This window comes from Brachybacterium saurashtrense, from assembly GCF_003355475.1.
Taxonomy (GTDB): Bacteria; Actinomycetota; Actinomycetes; order Actinomycetales; family Dermabacteraceae; genus Brachybacterium; species Brachybacterium saurashtrense.
Map to the genome: position 1 here is coordinate 275,656 of NZ_CP031356.1, position 16,129 is coordinate 291,784.

At 73.0% G+C, this 16,129-nt stretch carries 15 protein-coding genes and 1 tRNA gene; 9 read left to right on the plus strand and 7 right to left on the minus strand.

Annotated features, from left to right (window positions below):
• Window positions 1–372: 372 nt before the first annotated feature.
• The 7 genes from DWV08_RS01255 to DWV08_RS01285 all read left to right on the plus strand — a co-directional run bounded on the left by DWV08_RS01255 (window position 373) and on the right by DWV08_RS01285 (window position 6,126).
• On the plus strand, window positions 373–750 hold the full coding sequence (locus DWV08_RS01255; protein ID WP_115412136.1) for a GntR family transcriptional regulator: 378 nt from the start codon (window positions 373–375) through the stop codon (window positions 748–750).
• Complete coding sequence (locus DWV08_RS01260) at window positions 747–1,670, plus strand: ATP-binding cassette domain-containing protein (RefSeq protein WP_115412137.1); 924 nt, start codon at window positions 747–749, stop codon at window positions 1,668–1,670. The genes DWV08_RS01255 and DWV08_RS01260 overlap by 4 nt, the downstream gene beginning before the upstream one ends.
• The gene (locus DWV08_RS01265) at window positions 1,667–2,440 is read left to right on the plus strand and encodes a hypothetical protein (RefSeq protein ID WP_115412138.1); all 774 of its coding nucleotides are present in this window, start codon (window positions 1,667–1,669) and stop codon (window positions 2,438–2,440) included. Before DWV08_RS01260 ends, DWV08_RS01265 begins: the two co-directional genes overlap by 4 nt.
• On the plus strand, window positions 2,437–3,333 hold the full coding sequence (locus tag DWV08_RS01270) for an ATP-binding cassette domain-containing protein (protein ID WP_115412139.1): 897 nt from the start codon (window positions 2,437–2,439) through the stop codon (window positions 3,331–3,333). The genes DWV08_RS01265 and DWV08_RS01270 overlap by 4 nt, the downstream gene beginning before the upstream one ends.
• On the plus strand, window positions 3,330–4,100 hold the full coding sequence (locus tag DWV08_RS01275) for a hypothetical protein (RefSeq protein ID WP_115412140.1): 771 nt from the start codon (window positions 3,330–3,332) through the stop codon (window positions 4,098–4,100). Before DWV08_RS01270 ends, DWV08_RS01275 begins: the two co-directional genes overlap by 4 nt.
• A gap of 83 nt (window positions 4,101–4,183) precedes the next feature.
• Window positions 4,184–5,458 (plus strand): DUF418 domain-containing protein, encoded by a 1,275-nt coding sequence (locus DWV08_RS01280; protein WP_115412141.1) that lies wholly within the window; start codon window positions 4,184–4,186, stop codon window positions 5,456–5,458.
• Window positions 5,455–6,126: a DUF4031 domain-containing protein gene (locus DWV08_RS01285; protein WP_115412142.1), complete on the plus strand. Its 672-nt coding sequence runs from the start codon at window positions 5,455–5,457 to the stop codon at window positions 6,124–6,126. Before DWV08_RS01280 ends, DWV08_RS01285 begins: the two co-directional genes overlap by 4 nt.
• Here DWV08_RS01285 and DWV08_RS01290 read toward each other — a convergent pair.
• The 5 genes from DWV08_RS01290 to DWV08_RS01310 form a co-directional block, all read right to left on the minus strand.
• A complete protein-coding gene (locus tag DWV08_RS01290; RefSeq protein WP_241237278.1) occupies window positions 6,066–7,613 on the minus strand; it encodes a sensor histidine kinase in 1,548 nt (515 codons plus the stop codon). The genes DWV08_RS01285 and DWV08_RS01290 overlap by 61 nt on opposite strands.
• Before the next feature lie 35 nt (window positions 7,614–7,648).
• On the minus strand, window positions 7,649–8,368 hold the full coding sequence (locus DWV08_RS01295) for a response regulator transcription factor (protein WP_115412144.1): 720 nt from the start codon (window positions 8,366–8,368) through the stop codon (window positions 7,649–7,651).
• A 54-nt stretch (window positions 8,369–8,422) separates the two neighbouring features.
• Window positions 8,423–8,908, minus strand: coding sequence for a LapA family protein (locus DWV08_RS01300; protein ID WP_115412145.1), 486 nt, complete (start codon window positions 8,906–8,908; stop codon window positions 8,423–8,425).
• A gap of 64 nt (window positions 8,909–8,972) precedes the next feature.
• Entirely contained in the window at window positions 8,973–10,646 is a 1,674-nt protein-coding gene (locus DWV08_RS01305; RefSeq protein ID WP_115412146.1) for a DNA repair helicase XPB, read from the minus strand.
• A 64-nt stretch (window positions 10,647–10,710) separates the two neighbouring features.
• The gene (locus tag DWV08_RS01310) at window positions 10,711–11,520 is read right to left on the minus strand and encodes a hypothetical protein (protein ID WP_162801467.1); all 810 of its coding nucleotides are present in this window, start codon (window positions 11,518–11,520) and stop codon (window positions 10,711–10,713) included.
• A gap of 292 nt (window positions 11,521–11,812) precedes the next feature.
• On the opposite strand from DWV08_RS01310, the gene gndA reads away from it, so the two are divergent.
• Window positions 11,813–13,273, plus strand: coding sequence for an NADP-dependent phosphogluconate dehydrogenase (gndA, locus tag DWV08_RS01315; protein WP_115412147.1), 1,461 nt, complete (start codon window positions 11,813–11,815; stop codon window positions 13,271–13,273).
• Between the two features lie 84 nt (window positions 13,274–13,357).
• On the opposite strand, the gene DWV08_RS01320 is transcribed toward gndA, so the two are convergent.
• On the minus strand, window positions 13,358–13,621 hold the full coding sequence (locus tag DWV08_RS01320; protein ID WP_115412148.1) for a hypothetical protein: 264 nt from the start codon (window positions 13,619–13,621) through the stop codon (window positions 13,358–13,360).
• A 206-nt stretch (window positions 13,622–13,827) separates the two neighbouring features.
• Window positions 13,828–15,987 carry a helicase-associated domain-containing protein gene (locus tag DWV08_RS01325; protein ID WP_115414859.1) on the minus strand — a complete coding sequence of 720 codons (2,160 nt, stop codon included), beginning with the start codon at window positions 15,985–15,987 and terminating at the stop codon, window positions 13,828–13,830.
• A gap of 50 nt (window positions 15,988–16,037) precedes the next feature.
• Between DWV08_RS01325 and DWV08_RS01330 the strand changes: the two genes are divergently transcribed.
• Window positions 16,038–16,111: transfer RNA gene (locus DWV08_RS01330), tRNA-Leu, on the plus strand.
• The last annotated feature ends 18 nt before the right edge of the window (window positions 16,112–16,129 follow it).

Consider the following 16,129-nt stretch of genomic DNA (forward strand, 5'->3'; position numbering starts at 1 on the left):
AACTGCCTCCTGACGATCGGGCTGTGGGCGTGGAATTATCACCCCTCCGTACGCGGTCGCCCGTTCTCCCGGCATCAGGGACTGATCGGATCCGAGGGATCAGAGCGGCCTGACTGTTCCGGATTCGAGCAGGCTCCGGGCGATCTGGCGGGTGAGGTGGTCGGCGCCGAGGGCGGGGCTGCGGAGGGGCTGTGCCGACCGTCGATCGCTGCGGCTGGATGCCTCGCCGACACTCGACCAGCCGGTCGTCGGCGCCGTCCGTGAGCGCATCTCGCGGCGCCCGCCCTGTTGACGTCCCGTCTCCGGTACTGTCTATGCTGTCTATAGACAGTAGAACCACGTCGACGAGGGCAGTGAGGGGGCGCGAACCCGATGCACATCCCGATCGACCCCTCCGCCTCCGCACCCTTCTACGAGCAGATCCGCGAGGGCATCGCTGCGGCCATCCTCCGCGGGGACCTCGCGCCGGGGGAAGCCCTTCCCTCGATCCGCGCTCTCGCCCGTGACCTGCGGGTCAGCGTCATCACCACCACGCGTGCGTACAACGAGCTGGTCGCCGACGGGCTGGTCGACGCGGTGCGCGGCAAAGGCGTGTTCGTGCGCGCCCAGGACGCCGACCAGCTGCGCGAACGGGCACTGCTGCAGATCGACGAGGCGTTCGACGCGGCGGTGCGCGCCGCCCGCACCGCAGGGATCCAGGACCACGAGCTGAGCCGTCGCTTCACCCAGCGGCTCGAGGAGGAGCGATGAGCGAGAACCGATCGCACGCTGTCATCGTGCGCGGGCTGGAGGTGCGCGTCCCCTCCGCCGCGAAACCCTTTGCCGGGCCGCTCCCGGTGGTGCGGGGCCTGGACCTCACGGTCCCCACCGGCCAGGTCACTGTGATGGTCGGTGCCAACGGCGCCGGGAAGACCACCACCCTGCGAGCCGTCACCGGTGCGCACCCCTTCTCGGCGGGATCCATCGAGGTGCTCGGCACGGCGCTGGGCCCCGCCCGCGTCCGGCCCCCGCAGGGTGTGGCGAGTCTCCCGGGGATCTCCGCCCATCCGCGCCGCTGGACCTCGCGGCACATAGCGCGCATGCGGAAGGACGCGGTCCCCGGCTTCGACGTCACCTGGTTCGAGGAGCTCCTGACCGCCTTCGGGATCCCGCGCGAGCAGGAGGTGAACCGGCTGTCCCAGGGGCAGGCCACCCAGCTCGGACTGGCCTCGGCCCTCGCGCAGGATCCGCGGCTGCTGATCCTCGATGAGCCCTTCGCGCATCTCGACCCGCTCGCGCGCACCGAGCTCGTCGACGTCCTGCGGTGCTTCATGGCGGGGGAGGACCGCACGCTGCTGATCGCCACCCATGACCTCGAGGGCATGGAGCGCTTCGCCGACCAGCTCGTGATGGTCTCCCGGGGCGTCGACGTGGTCAGCGGCGACGTCGAGTCACTGCGCGACGAGTTCCTGCTGTGCGCGATCGACTCCGAGGTGACGACGGAGCTCGAGGCCTCTCTGGTGGGGCCGACGACCACGGGCGCGGGGACCTCTGCACTGGTCGCCGTCGATGACGCCGTCGGCCTGCCCACCACCGCCACGCTGCGCCGTCCGGACGTGAGCGAGATCGTCACCCACCTGCTGCGCGCCGCGCGCGACGACGCCGCAGCTGAGAGGAGGACTGCACGATGACCCCGACTCGCACCCACCACCCGACCGCGTCGCCCACCGAGGTGTCACCCGCCGAGGAGAGGCGCGTGGGGCTCGCGGTGCGTACCGAGCTGCGGCTGAATGCGGGCCGCGTGGCCACCACACTCATCGCCTGCGCCGCTGTGCTGCTCTGGGCGTCGATCTCCACCGACCGGTTCGCGGGGGTGCTCACCCTGTGGGCTGCGCTCGCCTGGTACCGCTACGGACGTGCCGACACCATCGAGCGCGACGAGCTGCGGGCGAGCCTCGGCCTCAGCCGGGCGGACAGGGTGCGCGGCCGCGTGGTGGTGGTCCTCGCCGAGCAGGCCGCGGTGATCCTCACCGTCGCCGCGAGCGCCGCTGTCTCCGTCCTGCTGGGAAGGGAGACGGCCGGCGGTGCGGCGCCGTTCTCCTTCAGCGGTGACCCCTCCGGCTCCCAGCTCTGGATCGTGCTCGCCGGGACGCTGTTCTCGACGGTGGTCCTGCTGGCCACCGGCATGGCGGTGGGCGGGGACTGCACGAGGCGCCGACCCGGTCGCAGTGTTGCCGTGCTGAGCGTCCTGACGTACTTCGTGGCAGGAGTGCTGCTCTCGATACCCCTTCTGCTCATGATGATCGTGCTGAACGTCGACCCCTGGGACGGCACCCTCGGGACCCCGGTGACGGCGGCCGTCCTCGTCGTGGCAGCGCTCCTGCTCCTGCTCGGACTGCGTGCACGGACCCGCCGCTGGATCCGCGAGCTCGACTCCACATCCCGGGCGGTGACCCGATGAGCACGCTCCAGAGCACGCCCGCGGCGGTCTCGGTGCGCGGGCTCGACGTCCACCTCCCGGACCCGCGGCGTCGGACCCGTCCGTCGTGCCGGGTGCTGCGGGACGACTCCTTCGAGGTGCCTCGCGGCCAGGTCACCGCACTGGTCGGAACCAACGGTGCTGGGAAGACCACGCTGCTGCGCACCCTCAGCGGCGCCTACGCACCGAGCACAGGGGACATCGCGGTCGAAGGTGTTCCGCTCGGCGGGGCCGAGGATGCCCTCCCCGCCGGCGTCGGCGTCGTGCCCGACTCCCCGTTCCAGCCCGCGCACTGGACCGCCGACGATCTCGTGCTCGCCCAGTGCGCCGTCGAGCCCGAGTACGACGCGCGCCTCGTCGGCAGGCTCCTGCGCCGCGCGGGCATCGCTCCGTCGGCGCCGCTGCGCCGCCTCTCCGCCGGACAGCGCAGCCGCCTGCTGGTCGCCGTCGCCCTCGGCATGCATCCCACCCTGCTGCTGCTCGACGAGCCCTTCGCCCATCTCGATCCCCTGGCCCGCACCGAGGTGGTCGAGGAGCTGCGCGAGCATCTCGCTGACGGCGCGGATCGCACGATCCTGCTGTCCACCCACGACCTCGGCGGGATGGACCGATTCGTCGACCACATCGTGCTGCTCCATGACGGCCGCGTGGTGCTCGAGGGTGGCGCGCTCGACCTGATCGAGGACCACCTGATGGCCACCGTGGAGGCCGCTGCCTCGCACACCGCCGAGCTGCGGGGAGCCCGACGCAGCGGCGACCGACTCGAGGGCCTGATGCGCGCCGAGGACGCCGTAGGGCTGCCGAGCATCGTGGACCTGCGTCGTCCCACGCTCCAGGACGTCCTCACCTTCACCCTCCGGGAGGCCTCCCGATGACCGGCAGTGCCCTGACCGCCACCCGGAAGCGCCCCTCGACCCCGGCGCGACGGGCGCTCGGACTCGAATGGATCCACCACCGTGACAGGATCCTGCTCTACGCACTCCTCGCCGTGGCGATCGCCGTGATCGCCGCGGTCACCGACATCCGCCTCGGCTGGATCGCGATTCTCCTCGCGGCCTGGATGCCGGCCACGCTCGCCGAGGACGGCACGGACGACGGCCGTCTTCAGCGCAGCGCCCTCGGCATCTCCCGTGCCGACGCGGTGCGTGCGCGCACGCTGATGGTCTGCGTCTCCCAGCTCGTGCTCGCGCTCGGAGCGGCCGCCGTGATCCTCCTTGCGCAGTGGCCGCCGGAGGAACGGCACTGGGCGAGCGTCGACGGCCGACCGTTCTCGTTCTCCGCGCCGACGGCGATGGGCCTGATGGACCATCTCGTGGACATCGGGCTCTGGAGCGGGGCGCTGCTGTGGGCGCATGCGCTCGTGGGAGGCAGCGCCTTCCGCGTCGGTGAGCGCGTCGGGAAGCTCCGCGCCATGGCCACGTTCCTCGGGGTCTGCCTCGTGGCGACCGTCCTGTTCGGCGTGTCCGTCGCCGTCGCCTCGGCGGCGCATGGACTGCCCGTGCTCGACGACGCCGACGCGCTGAGCGGCACCGGGCTCCTGCTCGAGGCCCGCCTGGGCCAGATCCTGACCCTGCTCGTCACCCTCGGAGGGGGAGCGCTCGCCCTCGTGCTCGCGCATCGCCGCTGGGTGCGCCGCGCCTGACCGGCACGCTGTGGGAGCATGTCACGTATGACCACCTGCCCCCTCGGTCGCGAAGAGCATCCCCGCACGCTGCGGGCACGGGCATGACCTCCCTCCCGCTCGCCCGGCGCGCCGCCGGCCCCGACCTCGCCCGCGGGCTCTCGCTGCTGGGCATCGCGCTGGCGAACATGGTGGGCTGGCTGCACGGACGGGAGTGGACCGTGCTGTGCAAGCAGCAGGACGGCACCGGGGCGGACCGGCTGGTCGACGTGCTCCTCGCGCTGCTGGTCGACAACCGCGGCTTCCCCCTGTTCGCGCTGCTGTTCGGCTACGGGATCGGGATCCTGCACCGCCGCTCCCGCGCCCGCGGCGAGCCCGCGCGGCGCTTCCTCGCCCGGATGGGCCGGCGCCATCTGGTGCTGCTCGGCATCGGCCTGCTCCACACGATCCTGCTGTTCAGCGGGGACATCCTGGTGGCGTACGCGATCATGGGCATGCTGCTGGTGCTGCTGATCCCCCGGGGCCGGATCGCGCTGCCGCTGGCCGGAGTCGTCACCCTGCCGGCGCTCGGAGTGTGGGGCTGGGTGGACGGCACCATCGGCCTGACCGGTCGCGACGGCTACGCGGCGGCGTCGGCCCCCACCTACCTCGACTCGCTCGCGCTGCGCGCCGACGGCGCTCTCACCGACACCGCTCTCGTGCTGCTCTCCGACATCGGGCTGCTCGCGCCGATGGCGATGGGTGCGGTCGCCGCCCGGATCCACCTGCTGGAGCGGGTGGAGGAGAACCGCGACCTGCTGGTGCCGCTGTGCCGCTGGGGTCTGCTCATGGGTCTGCTCGGTGCGCTCCCCCTGGCCGCGGTGCTGCTGCTGGACCCCGCGCACCAGCACCTGGACAACACCGTCGCCCTCGGGGTGATGGGGGTGCTGCACCAGTACTCGGGCCTCGCCGGGGCGCTGGGCCTCGCGGCGGGTGCCGCGCTGCTGGCGGAGTGGACGCGGGCGGAACGGGCGGTGACCGGGGGAGGAGAGCGGCGCCCCTCCCCGCGGACCGCGGCGCTCCGCACCGCCCTCGACGGCATCGAGGCGCTCGGCGCGGTCTCGCTCACCGCGTACCTGGCCCAGTCCCTGCTCTACCTGGCGCTGTTCCCGCCGTACACCCTCGACCTCGGCGCGCACCTGGGCAGCGCCGGCACGGCCGGGATCATGGTGCTGGGCTGGCTGGCGATGATCCCCGCGGCCGTCTGGCTGCGCCGCCGCGGCCGACGGGGCCCGGGCGAGGCGCTGCTGCGCGGGCTCGGGGGCTCCCTGCCGGCCCGCGCCGCGCCGTCCCAGGCCACACCGCCCCGGGCCACCACGGGAAGTGCACAGCGCCGATGACCGTCTACGCCGACACCCCGCGCTGGCCCCGGCACGGCATGCTGTGGGGCCACCTGATCTCCGACACCTCGCTCGAGGAGCTGCACGAGCTCGCCTCGCGCGCCGGTCTCCCGCCGCGCGCCTTCGACCTCGACCACTACGACTGGCCCGACTCCGCCCGGGAGTCGCTCGCCGAGGCCGGGGCGCGATTCGTCGCCGACGGCGAGCTCACGCGGATCCTCCTCGCCTCGGGGCTGAGGGTGAAGCTGCGCGACCGGCCCGCCGCCCGGGCCGCCCGCACCGCCGCCCACGCCGCCGCGCTCGGCCTGCACCCGGTGCCGCGCGATCTGGTGGTGGGTCCGCTCGGTCACGCCGAGCCCCTGCCCGACGAGCCCGGCGCCTTCCGCCTCACCCGCGAGCACCCGGAGCGACCGCCGCGCCTGGAGGCGCACGATGCGGCGGGCAGACGGGCCGCCGCGGTGATGCTGGAGAGGCTCGACGCGCTCAGCCGCGCGGCGACCGGCGCCGGCTTCACCGGTCAGGTGATGGACGCACCGGCCGACGGGCCCTCCGGCCCGCCGCCCTCCGGCCCGCCGCCCTCCGGCTCGCCGCTCTCCGGCCCACCGCCTTACGGGCCCTCCGGCGCGGTCGGGGGCTCGTCGGCCCCGCCGCCCAGCGGACGGAACTGATCCGGCTCCACCTCCAGCTCGGGCGCGAGCTCGGTGCCCTGCAGCTCCACCCAGAAGGTGGCGCCGCCGCCAGCGGTCTCCGTCACCCCGATCGCGCCGCGATGCTGCTCCACGATGGAGGCCGCGATCGAGAGCCCGAGGCCCGCGCCGCCGCCCTGACCGGCGGAGCGCACGCGCGAGGAGTCCGTGCGGTAGAAGCGCTCGAACACCTTCTCGCGCTGGTCGTCGTCGATCCCCTCGCCGTGGTCGCGCACCTCGATCCGCACCCTGTCCGGCGCCGTGTAGCCCACCGCGAGCTCGACGGGGGAGCCCTTGGGGGTGTGGCGGCTGGCGTTGCCCACCAGGTTGAGGATCACCTGGCGCAGCGAGGCCTCGTCGCCCATCACCCCGATCGCCACGTGCGGCTGCACCGACAGCGGCGTGCCGGACAGCGAGGTCACCATCACCTGGCGGCCGGGGTCCAGGGCGCGCAGATCCTGCGCGGCGTCGAACAGGGCGTCGGTGAAGTCCACCGGCGCCAGGTCCAGCTCCGGCTTCTCGTCCAGCCGCGCCAAGCGCAGCAGGTTCTCCACCAGGGAGCCCATGCGGCGCGCCTCGTCCTCGATGCGCCGCATCGCCGAGGAGACGTCCTCGTCCGAGCGCAGCGCACCCATGCGGTACAGCTCGCCGAAGCCGCGGATCGCCGCCAGCGGCGTGCGCAGCTCGTGCGAGGCGTCGCCCACGAAGCGCCGCATCTTCGCCTCGGAGCGGGTGGCGCGCTCCTCGGAGGCGGACTGCGCGGCGAAGGACTGCTCGATGCGCACCAGCATCTCGTTCAGCGACAGCGCCAGATCGTGCACCTCGAGGCTGGTGTCCGTGACGGGGACGCGGCGCGAGAGATCGCCGCCGGCGATCTGCGAGGCGGTGGACTCCACGTCCCGCAGCGGCTCCAGCGCCCGATGGGTCACGTAGCCGCCCAGGCCCATGCCCACCAGCACCACCAGCGTGCCCACCAGCACGATGATCAGCGCCATCTCGTGCATGGTGCGGTCCACGCCGGTGAGCGGGAGCGCCACGTACACGCTGCCGCCCTCCGGGCCGGCGTTCACCATCGCGATCACGCGCCAGCGGTTCTCCGCCGAGTCCAGCACAGTGAACGGCCGCCCGCCGCGCTGCAGGATCTGCTCGTCGCTGAGGTCGGGGAAGTCGAGGGAGACCTCGCCGGGCCCGTAGTGGATCAGCGCCTGCTCGATCGGGCGGCCCGCGTCGTCGCGGATCTCCACCGCGTACTCCACCGGCGTGTACGTGCTCTTCTGGACGGCGTCGTCGTCACCGGCCAGCTCGTGCCGGGCCAGGGTGAGCATCTCGCCCATGCCGGACTTCAGGTTCGTGTCCACCGCCTGGATGAGGGTGCGGTTCAGCAGGAACAGCGACAGGCTCCCGGTGACCACGGTGCCGAGCACCAGCAGCAGGGAGATGAGCGCGACGATCCGCGTCCACAGGGACACGGGCCGTTCTGTGCGCAGGCTCGGCAGCGCCAACCTCAGGAGCCTTCGGGGGCCCGCAGCACGTAGCCGATGCCGCGCTTCGTGTGGATCATCGGCTCACCGATCACGTCGATCTTGCGACGCAGGTAGGAGATGTAGGACTCCACGATCCCCACCTCGCCGGACCAGTCGTAGTCCCACACGTGGTCGAGAATCTGGGTCTTGGAGACCACCCGGCCCGCATTGAGCATCAGGTAGCGCAGCAGCTTGAACTCGGTGGGGGACAGCTCGATGTTCACGTCCCCGCGATGGACCTCGTGGGAGTCCTCGTCCAGGCGGAGGTCCGCCACCACCAGGGAGCTGTCCACCTCGGTCTCGGCGCCGCCGTGGGTGCGGCGCAGCACCGCCCGGATGCGTGCCACGACCTCCTCCAGGCTGAACGGCTTGGTGACGTAGTCGTCGCCGCCCACGGTGAGCCCGGCGACCTTGTCCTGCGTCTCGTCCTTCGCGGTGAGGAACAGGATCGGGTACTTCTCCCCGCGGTCGCGCAGGCGCCGGGTCACGGTGAAGCCGTCCATGTCCGGCAGCATCACGTCGAGCACCACCAGGTCCGGCTGGTTCTCGGTGGCCTCGCGGATCGCCTCGTTGCCGGTGGAGGCGGTGAACACCTCGAAGCCGGCGAAGCGCAGGGAGGTCGCGAGCAGGTCGCGGATGTTGGGCTCGTCGTCGACCACGAGCAGTCGCGCTTCGTAGTCCTGGTCCACATGCGAAGTCATGGGGTCACCGTGCTCCTCGGAGGTGGGAATCGGCTGGACGTCATCTGGGCGCGCTCAGCGGGAGGCGCGCCGCACCTTCTCCTGCTGCTTGCGCAGCTTGCGGATGGTCCAGCGCATGCGGATCATCGCCACCGAGCCCACCAGCGCCATGACCAGCGCACCGGCGATCGCCGCGAACAGCATCGCGACGCCGAGCGGCAGATCGAACTCCGCGGAGAAGTACCGGAACCCGGCGGTGACGTTGTTCTGGATCACGAAGATCAGCAGCAGCACCAGCACGATCGCACCGAGGATCAGCGAGATCCACAGCCCGGCGGAGCGGCTTGCTCCGGCCTCGACGGGGTCGAGCTCGGAGGAGTCCGCGGGCGGGGCGGGGTCCGTGCGCGTCGGCTCCGCCCCCGACCTGCGCCCCGCGGGCGTGCCGGAACCCGGCGCCGACGGCCGCTGCGCGGCGGGCTCGTCGGCGTGCTGCGCGGCGCCGGCGGGACGCTCCGTGCGCTCCCCGTCGGCGGGGCGGGTGGGATCGTTCGATGAGGTCATGGCGATCTCCTCGGGAAGAGCGGCCGACGGGGCGGCGACGGGTGGGATGCGCGGTCCACTCTAGTCAGCCGGCCTGGCCCGGGTCAGCAGCGCGGCCCGAGGGGAGCAGATCCTCCGCGTCCACGATCGAGTAGGCGTAGCCCTGCTCGGCGAGGAAGCGCTGCCGGTGGGCGGCGTAGTCCTGGTCCTGGGTGTCGCGCATGACCACCGTGTAGAAGTGCGCGGAGCGCCCGTCGGCCTTGGGGCGCAGCAGGCGGCCCAGGCGCTGCGCCTCCTCCTGCCGGGAGCCGAAGGCGCCGGAGACCTGCACCGCCACCGAGGCCTCCGGCAGGTCGATCGAGAAGTTCGCGACCTTCGAGACCACCAGGCGGTCGATCCGTCCCTCCCGGAACGCGGCGAACAGCTCCTGCCGGCGGCGCACCGGGGTCCTCCCGGTGAGCAGCTCCGCGTCCAGGCGCTCGGCGATCTCCTCCAGCTGGTCGAGGTACTGGCCGATCACCAGCATCGGCTCGCCCCGGTGCCGTGCGGCGAGGGCCTCCACCACGTCCACCTTCGCCGGGTGGGCGGCACCCAGCCGCGGCCGGTCCGCGTTCTCGGCCATCGCGTAGGCCATCCTGTCCGCGGCGGGCATGGTGGTGCGCACCTCGGTGCACACCGCTGGCGCGATGTAGCCCTGGGCCTGGATGTCCTTCCACGGGGCGTCGTAGCGCTTGGGGCCGATCAGCGAGAACACCTCGCCCTCGCGGCCGTCCTCGCGCACCAGCGTGGCCGTCAGCCCCAGCCGACGCCGGGCCTGGAGGTCCGCCGTCATGCGGAACACGGGGGCGGGCAGCAGGTGCACCTCGTCGTAGACGATCAGGCCCCAGTCGCGGGCGCTCATCAGCTCCAGGTGCGGGTGCACGCCCTTCCGCTTCATCGTGAGCACCTGGTAGGTCGCGATCGTCACCGGCCGCACCTCCTTGGTGGTGCCGGAGTACTCGCCGATCTCGTCCTCGGTGAGGGTGGTGCGGGCCAGCAGCTCGTCGCGCCACTGCCGGGCCGAGACGGTGCTGGTGACGAGGATGAGCGTGGTGCGCCCCATCGCCGCCATCGCCCCAGCGCCCACGAGCGTCTTGCCCGCCCCGCAGGGCAGCACCACCACGCCGCTGCCGCCGTGGCGGAAGCCGTCCACCGCCTCGGCCTGGTAGGGGCGCAGGGACCAGCCGTCCTCCGCGAGCGCGATCGGGTGCGCCTCGCCGTCCACGTACCCGGCGTGGTCCTCCGCGGGCCAGCCCAGCTTCAGCAGCGCCTGCTTGAGGGCGCCGCGCTGCGAGGGGTGGACGGCCACCGTGACCTCGTCGATCCGTGCGCCGAGCATGCCCTGGATGCGCTTCGAGCGGGTCACCTCCTCGAGCACCGGGCGGTCCACGGCGTGCAGCACCAGCCCGTGCGTGGGATCGGCGAGCAGCCGCAGGCGGCCGTAGCGGTCCATCGTGTCCGCCACGTCGATCAGCAGCGCGTGGGGGACGGGGTAGCGGGAGTGGTCCACCAGCGCGGCGACCACGGTCTCCGCGTCGTACCCGGCGGCGCGGGCGTTCCACAGGCCCAGATCGGTGATCCGGTAGGTGTGCACGTGCTCCGGGGCGCGCTCGAGCTCCGCGAAGGCGGCGATCGCGATCCGAGCCGCCTGCGCCGAGGGGTGGTCCACCTCGAGCAGCAGGGACTTGTCGCTCTGGACGATCAGGGGGCCGTCGGTCATCGCTCCAGGCTACGCCCAGGGGGCGGTGGGCTCCGGGGTCGGGACGGGGAGGTGTGCTTCGGGCTCAGGCCCGGGCAGTGGGCTCGGGGAGCTCGCGGCCGCTGAGGCGCTCGAACATCCCGATCTCGAACAGGAGCAGGAACGGGATCAGCGCGATCACCGTGATCAGCAGGAATCCTGCCAGCGAGCCGATCACGCTGATCACCAGGTAGGTGACGATCGCGGTGGCGAGGTTCGCGCGCACCAGGGCGACGCTCTGCCTCAGCGCCTCGAGCGGCGAGGCGCCGCGGGCCGCCGCCGGGATCGCGAACATCAGCAGCACACCGGCGATCAGGCCCGGGATGTACAGCAGCATGAGGCCCACGACGGTGATCGCGCCCACCAGCAGCGCGGTGAGGATAACCCGGAACGGACCCACGAGCGCCTGCCGGAGGGTGGGCCGGCCGCCGTCCAGGATCACCTCGGCGGCGCGCGCGGAGCCGGACTGCCACAGCAGCATGAAGGGCACCATCAGCACGATCGCCAGGGTGACGATCCCGTAGAACACCAGGATCGCCTGCGGCGGGACGTCGTCGCCCGGAGAGGCGCTCTCCGCCATCGGGAGCATGGCGGCGATCCCGGCGGCGATCCCGCCCACGACGAGCACGGTCGCGATCGCCGAGTAGAGCAGGCCGACGACGAGGAAGGGCAGCCAGTTCCGCAGCAGGGCCCGGCCCGCGAAGGTCAGCGCCGCGCCGAGATCCGCGCCCAGGTCCGTGCCGGGGGCGGGGCGTGCGGGATGCCCGGGTGCGGCCGGGGGATCCTGCGGGGCCTGCGGGGTCTGCGGCGCCTGCCAGGCCTGCGGGGCCTGCTGCGGGGGCTCGGGGAAGGTCATGGGGTGATGCTCTCCGTCGGGATGCAGGGTGCTGTCGGGGCCACGATAGGGGGGCCGACGGGGCGGCGGTATCCGACCTCCGTCGGCATCCGTGGTGGTTGTTCGGAGGGCGGCGTCGCGCCCGGCGGGCCCGCCGGTGACGGGCCCGCCCGGCAAGCCCTGGCACGGTCGGACGCTCGAGTGGCCACTTCATTAGGATGGTCCGCGATGGACCGGGCCCCGCCCCTGCGCCGACTGGCCTCGGCGAGGCGGTCCGGCCCGGCTCGACAGTCACCTGATCTGAGGAGAACCCATGGCCAACTTCGCTCCGTCCCCCGCCGATGTCGCGGACATCGGCGTCACCGGTATGGCGGTGATGGGCTCCAACCTGGCCCGCAACCTCGCCCGCAACGGCTTCAAGGTCGCCATCCACAACCGCAGCGTGGGCAAGACCGAGACGGTCATCGCCGAGCACGGCGAGGACGGCGAGTTCTACCCCTCCGAGTCCATGGCGGACTTCGTCGCCTCGCTGCAGAAGCCGCGCGTCGCGATCATCATGGTCAAGGCCGGCGGCCCCACCGACGCCGTGATCGACGAGCTCGCCGGCCTCATGGAGGAGGGCGACATCATCGTCGACGCCGGCAACGCGCTGTTCGGCGACACCCGCCGCCGCGAGGCCGCGCTGCGCGAGAAGGGCCTGCACTTCGTGGGCACCGGCGTCTCCGGCGGTGAGGAGGGCGCCCTGAACGGCCCCTCGATCATGCCCGGCGGCACCAAGGAGTCCTACGACCGCCTCGGCCCGATGTTCGAGAAGATCTCCGCGCACGTGGACGGCGTGCCCTGCTGCACCCACGTGGGCGCGGACGGTGCGGGTCACTTCGTGAAGATGGTCCACAACGGCATCGAGTACGCCGACATGCAGGTCATCTCCGAGGCTTACGACCTCATGTCCAAGGCCCTGGGCAAGGGCGCTTCCGAGATCGGGGACGTCTTCGCCGAGTGGAACAAGGGGGACCTGGAGTCCTTCCTCATCGAGATCACCGCCGAGGTGCTCCACCACACCGACGCCACCTCCGGCAAGCCGTTCGTGGACGTCATCCTCGACCAGGCCGCGCAGAAGGGCACCGGCGCCTGGACCGTGCAGACCGCGCTCGACCTGGGCGTGCCGGTGACCGGCATCGCCGAGGCCACCTTCGCCCGCTCCACCTCCGGTTCCGTGCCGCAGCGCGAGGCCGGGAAGAAGGTGCTGCCGGCCGAGGCGCAGACCCTCGAGATCGCCGATCCGGCTCAGTTCGTCGACGACCTGCAGAAGGCGCTGTACGCCGCGAAGCTGGTCTCCTACTCGCAGGGCTTCGACGAGATCGCCGCCGGGGCGAATGAGTTCGGCTGGGACATCGACCTCGGCGCGATGGCGCGGATCTGGCGCGGCGGCTGCATCATCCGGGCCCGCTTCCTCAACCGCATCACCGAGGCGTACGAGCGCGACGCGACGCTGCCGCTGCTGCTGGCCGACGAGTACTTCACTACCGAGATCGCCAAGTGCATCCCCGCCTGGCGCCGCATCGTGGCCTTCGCCGCCGCGAGCGGCTACCCGGTGCCGGTGTTCTCCTCGACCCTGTCCTACTACGACGCCGTCCGTGCGGAGCGCCTCCCGGCCGCCCTGGTCCAGGCTCAGCGCGACTACTTCGGCGCGCACACCTACAAGCGCGTCGACGCCGAGGGCACCTTCCACGTGGAGTGGTCCGAGGACCGCCGCGAGTCGAAGCAGGACTGATCAGCTCCTGACCTCCTCCTGACCGAGGAACGCGGAAGGCCCCGGACCATCAGGTCCGGGGCCTTCCATCGTGTGAGGTGCTGCTCAGTATCCCGAGGCCGCGCCGAGGGCGCCGAGCACGATGCTGCCGATGATCAGAAGCACGTAGAGGGCCGCGACGATGATCGTGACGATCATGGCCCACTTCGTGAACTTCTGGGCGGTCTCCGGCTCCTGGTCGGCCTTGAGGTAGCCGAGCAGGCCGAGCACGCCGGCGATGATGCCGCCGCACAGGAACCCTGCGATGGTCCAGATGAGGGCCTTCTTCTTGATGGCCTCGATGTCGTAGCCCGAGGTGGGAGCGGTCATGGGAATCCCCTTCTTCCTGATGATCGTTCACCGCGGCGTGGGTTCGCCGCGGCCCCAGGCCGGTTGGTGATCCGCGTGTCCTGGCGTCGGGAATCCTATCGTGATCGGGGGGCTCGGTCCCATGGGGAGCTCTCCCCATCGCGGCGCGCCGCGTCCGCGTGCTCCGGCGCGCGTCGGCGTGCTCCGCCGCGTGCGCGGCGGCGTGCTCAGCCCAGCGTCACCCGGTGCACCAGCACGGTGAGCTCCTCGTCCTTACCCGTCTCCCGGGCGCGCAGGCGCCCGCCCTCCAGCGAGAGGGGGAGCACCCGCTTGCGCACCACCCCGCCGCGACCGTCGACGATGCCCAGCTCGATCTCCGCCTCCTGGGCGATCGCCTCCAGCAGGCGGTCGGTGAGGGAGAGCTCCGTCTGCCCGGCGTCGGCCGCACGGAGCCGGGTCACGGCCTCCGCCGCGGGAAGTCGCAGCTCCGGCCCCTCGATCGTCACCAGATCCGGGTCGACGGGGCCGCCCCGCAGCGAGTGGGAGAGCTGGTCGTCGGCCGGGCGGCCGTCGGCCCCCACCGCCTGCGGGGACAGCCCCGCCCGACGGGCCACCTGCAGGGCGAAGCCCGGGTCCGAGAGCGTCACCGCCACCGTGGGAGCGAGGCGGTGCAGGGTGAGGGCGGAGGCCTCGGGGGCGCTCTGCAGCAGGTCGAGCACCTCGGGCTCCGCGGTGAGCACCGTCGTGGCGCGGGAGACCTGCACCCGCCCGTGGCGGCGCTGCTCGTCCCGCAGCAGATACGTCAGCGCCTGCGGGACCGGGGCGCGGGAGCTGTTCTCGAGCAGGGCCAGCAGCGCCTCCCCGTCGCGGCCGTCGGCCAGCGCCCGGCGCACGGAGGCCGCGGTGAACCGCACGGTGAGCGCACCGCCGCGGGAGACGGGCTCGGTCCAGTCCAGCAGCGGCAGCAGGGATTCGTCGGGCCGCCCGGGGATCACGGCGGTGAGGTCCGCGTCCAGCAGCACCTCGGTGACCGGGGGCGGCGCGGCTTGGGCGAGCGCGTCGGCGAGGCGCGCATCGGCGCTGGTGATCTCCTCGTCCAGGGCGGGCACCAGCTCCTGGCCGAGCACCGTGAGGGCGCCCGCGGCGAGCACGCCCAGCACCTCGCCCTCCGTGCACAGCGCGGCGACCTCCTCCCGGATCACCTCGGCTGGGACCAGCGGGAACGCCCAGGCCAGAGAGGCGCACAGCGAGTCCTCGCTCGCCTGGACCCCGGGGGCGGTGCGCAGCGCGCGCAGCAGGCTGCCGCGCCGCGTGCGCACCCCGTCACGGCGAGTCTGGTCCGAGAGCAGGGAGCGCGGGCTGCCCGAGGAGTCCGGAGTGCCCACCACGGCGGCGAGGTGATGGCCGCGGGCCCAGGCGAGCACCAGCTCGGCCCAGCGCCGCTCCGCGGGCAGCAGGCGATGGGTGTCCCAGTCCTCGGTGGGGTGCCATTCCTGCCCGTCATGGCCCAGCAGCCCGGCCTGCCAGCCGGACTGCAGCGCCGTCGCCATCGCCGGCACCGTGGCGCCGGCTCGTTCGGCCAGGCGGCGCAGGTCCCGCTGGGGCAGGCCGCCGCGGCGCAGCACCCCGGGCGGGTCCTCGTCGAAGCTCCGCACGGTGCCCAGCAGGCGCAGCGCCTCGAAGGCGCGCTCCACCGCCTGGGCGTCGCGGGAGCCGGGGATCCGCTCGCTCACCGCCGGGCCCTCGGGGGCGGGGCGCCGGGCCACGTGGGTGCGGCGCACCCGGCCGCCGCGCAGGGCGAGCTGGATCGGGCGGGGGAGGTGCAGCGACTCCCCGTCGGTCACCACGATCCCGGCGGCCCGGAGGTCCGCGGCGAGCCGGCCGCTGCCGGTGACGGTGCTGGGTCCCCAGGCGAGGGCGTCGAGCACCTCGCCGTGGGCGGCCCGGGCGTGCTCCACCCGCCGACGGGCCTGCGCGGCGGGTGGGTCGTCGTCGGCCGGAGCGGCGAGCCCCGCGGGGGTGCGCAGCCCCTCCTTGAGGGGACGGATCAGCACCAGCTCGTCCTCGCCCCACACCACCGCGAGCGTGATCAGCCGTTCGAGCGCCGGAGCGATGGTGGCCGGGTCCGAGGAGACGGCCGCGGCGAGCTCGGCGGGGGAGCAGCCGTCCTCGAGGACGGCGAGCGCCTCCACCAGGTGCAGCTCGGGCAGGGTCAGCGCCTCGAGAGCGCGACGGGCGGACGTGGCGCCGGCCGCCCGCGCGGCGAGCGGGCCGATGCCGCGGGGGAGGGGCGAGGCGAGATCCGGTCGGGCGACGAGCAGGGCCTCGAGCCGGTCGTCGCCGAACCGTCGCAGGGAGTCCGCGAGGGACCGGATCACAGCGGTCATGATGCGATCCAGCATAGGGTGACCTGGCCGTCCCGCGCACCGCGGGCCGCGCCCCCATAGCCCAATCGGCAGAGGCGGCCGCCTTAAAAGCGGCACAGTGCGGGTTCGAGTCCCGCTGGGGGCACCGGCAGTGCTGTCGCCC

Excerpts from the sequence above, each read along its gene's own strand:
- DWV08_RS01255 (WP_115412136.1), top strand. The coding sequence starts at position 373 with ATGCACATCCCGATCGACCCCTCCGCCTCCGCACCCTTCTACGAGCAG.
- DWV08_RS01260 (WP_115412137.1), top strand. The coding sequence starts at position 747 with ATGAGCGAGAACCGATCGCACGCTGTCATCGTGCGCGGGCTGGAGGTG.
- DWV08_RS01265 (WP_115412138.1), top strand. The coding sequence starts at position 1,667 with ATGACCCCGACTCGCACCCACCACCCGACCGCGTCGCCCACCGAGGTG.
- DWV08_RS01270 (WP_115412139.1), top strand. The coding sequence starts at position 2,437 with ATGAGCACGCTCCAGAGCACGCCCGCGGCGGTCTCGGTGCGCGGGCTC.
- DWV08_RS01275 (WP_115412140.1), top strand. The coding sequence starts at position 3,330 with ATGACCGGCAGTGCCCTGACCGCCACCCGGAAGCGCCCCTCGACCCCG.
- DWV08_RS01280 (WP_115412141.1), top strand. The coding sequence starts at position 4,184 with ATGACCTCCCTCCCGCTCGCCCGGCGCGCCGCCGGCCCCGACCTCGCC.
- DWV08_RS01285 (WP_115412142.1), top strand. The coding sequence starts at position 5,455 with ATGACCGTCTACGCCGACACCCCGCGCTGGCCCCGGCACGGCATGCTG.
- DWV08_RS01295 (WP_115412144.1), bottom strand. The coding sequence starts at position 8,368 with ATGACTTCGCATGTGGACCAGGACTACGAAGCGCGACTGCTCGTGGTC.
- DWV08_RS01300 (WP_115412145.1), bottom strand. The coding sequence starts at position 8,908 with ATGACCTCATCGAACGATCCCACCCGCCCCGCCGACGGGGAGCGCACG.
- DWV08_RS01305 (WP_115412146.1), bottom strand. The coding sequence starts at position 10,646 with ATGACCGACGGCCCCCTGATCGTCCAGAGCGACAAGTCCCTGCTGCTC.
- DWV08_RS01310 (WP_162801467.1), bottom strand. The coding sequence starts at position 11,520 with ATGACCTTCCCCGAGCCCCCGCAGCAGGCCCCGCAGGCCTGGCAGGCG.
- gndA (WP_115412147.1), top strand. The coding sequence starts at position 11,813 with ATGGCCAACTTCGCTCCGTCCCCCGCCGATGTCGCGGACATCGGCGTC.
- DWV08_RS01320 (WP_115412148.1), bottom strand. The coding sequence starts at position 13,621 with ATGACCGCTCCCACCTCGGGCTACGACATCGAGGCCATCAAGAAGAAG.
- DWV08_RS01325 (WP_115414859.1), bottom strand. The coding sequence starts at position 15,987 with ATGACCGCTGTGATCCGGTCCCTCGCGGACTCCCTGCGACGGTTCGGC.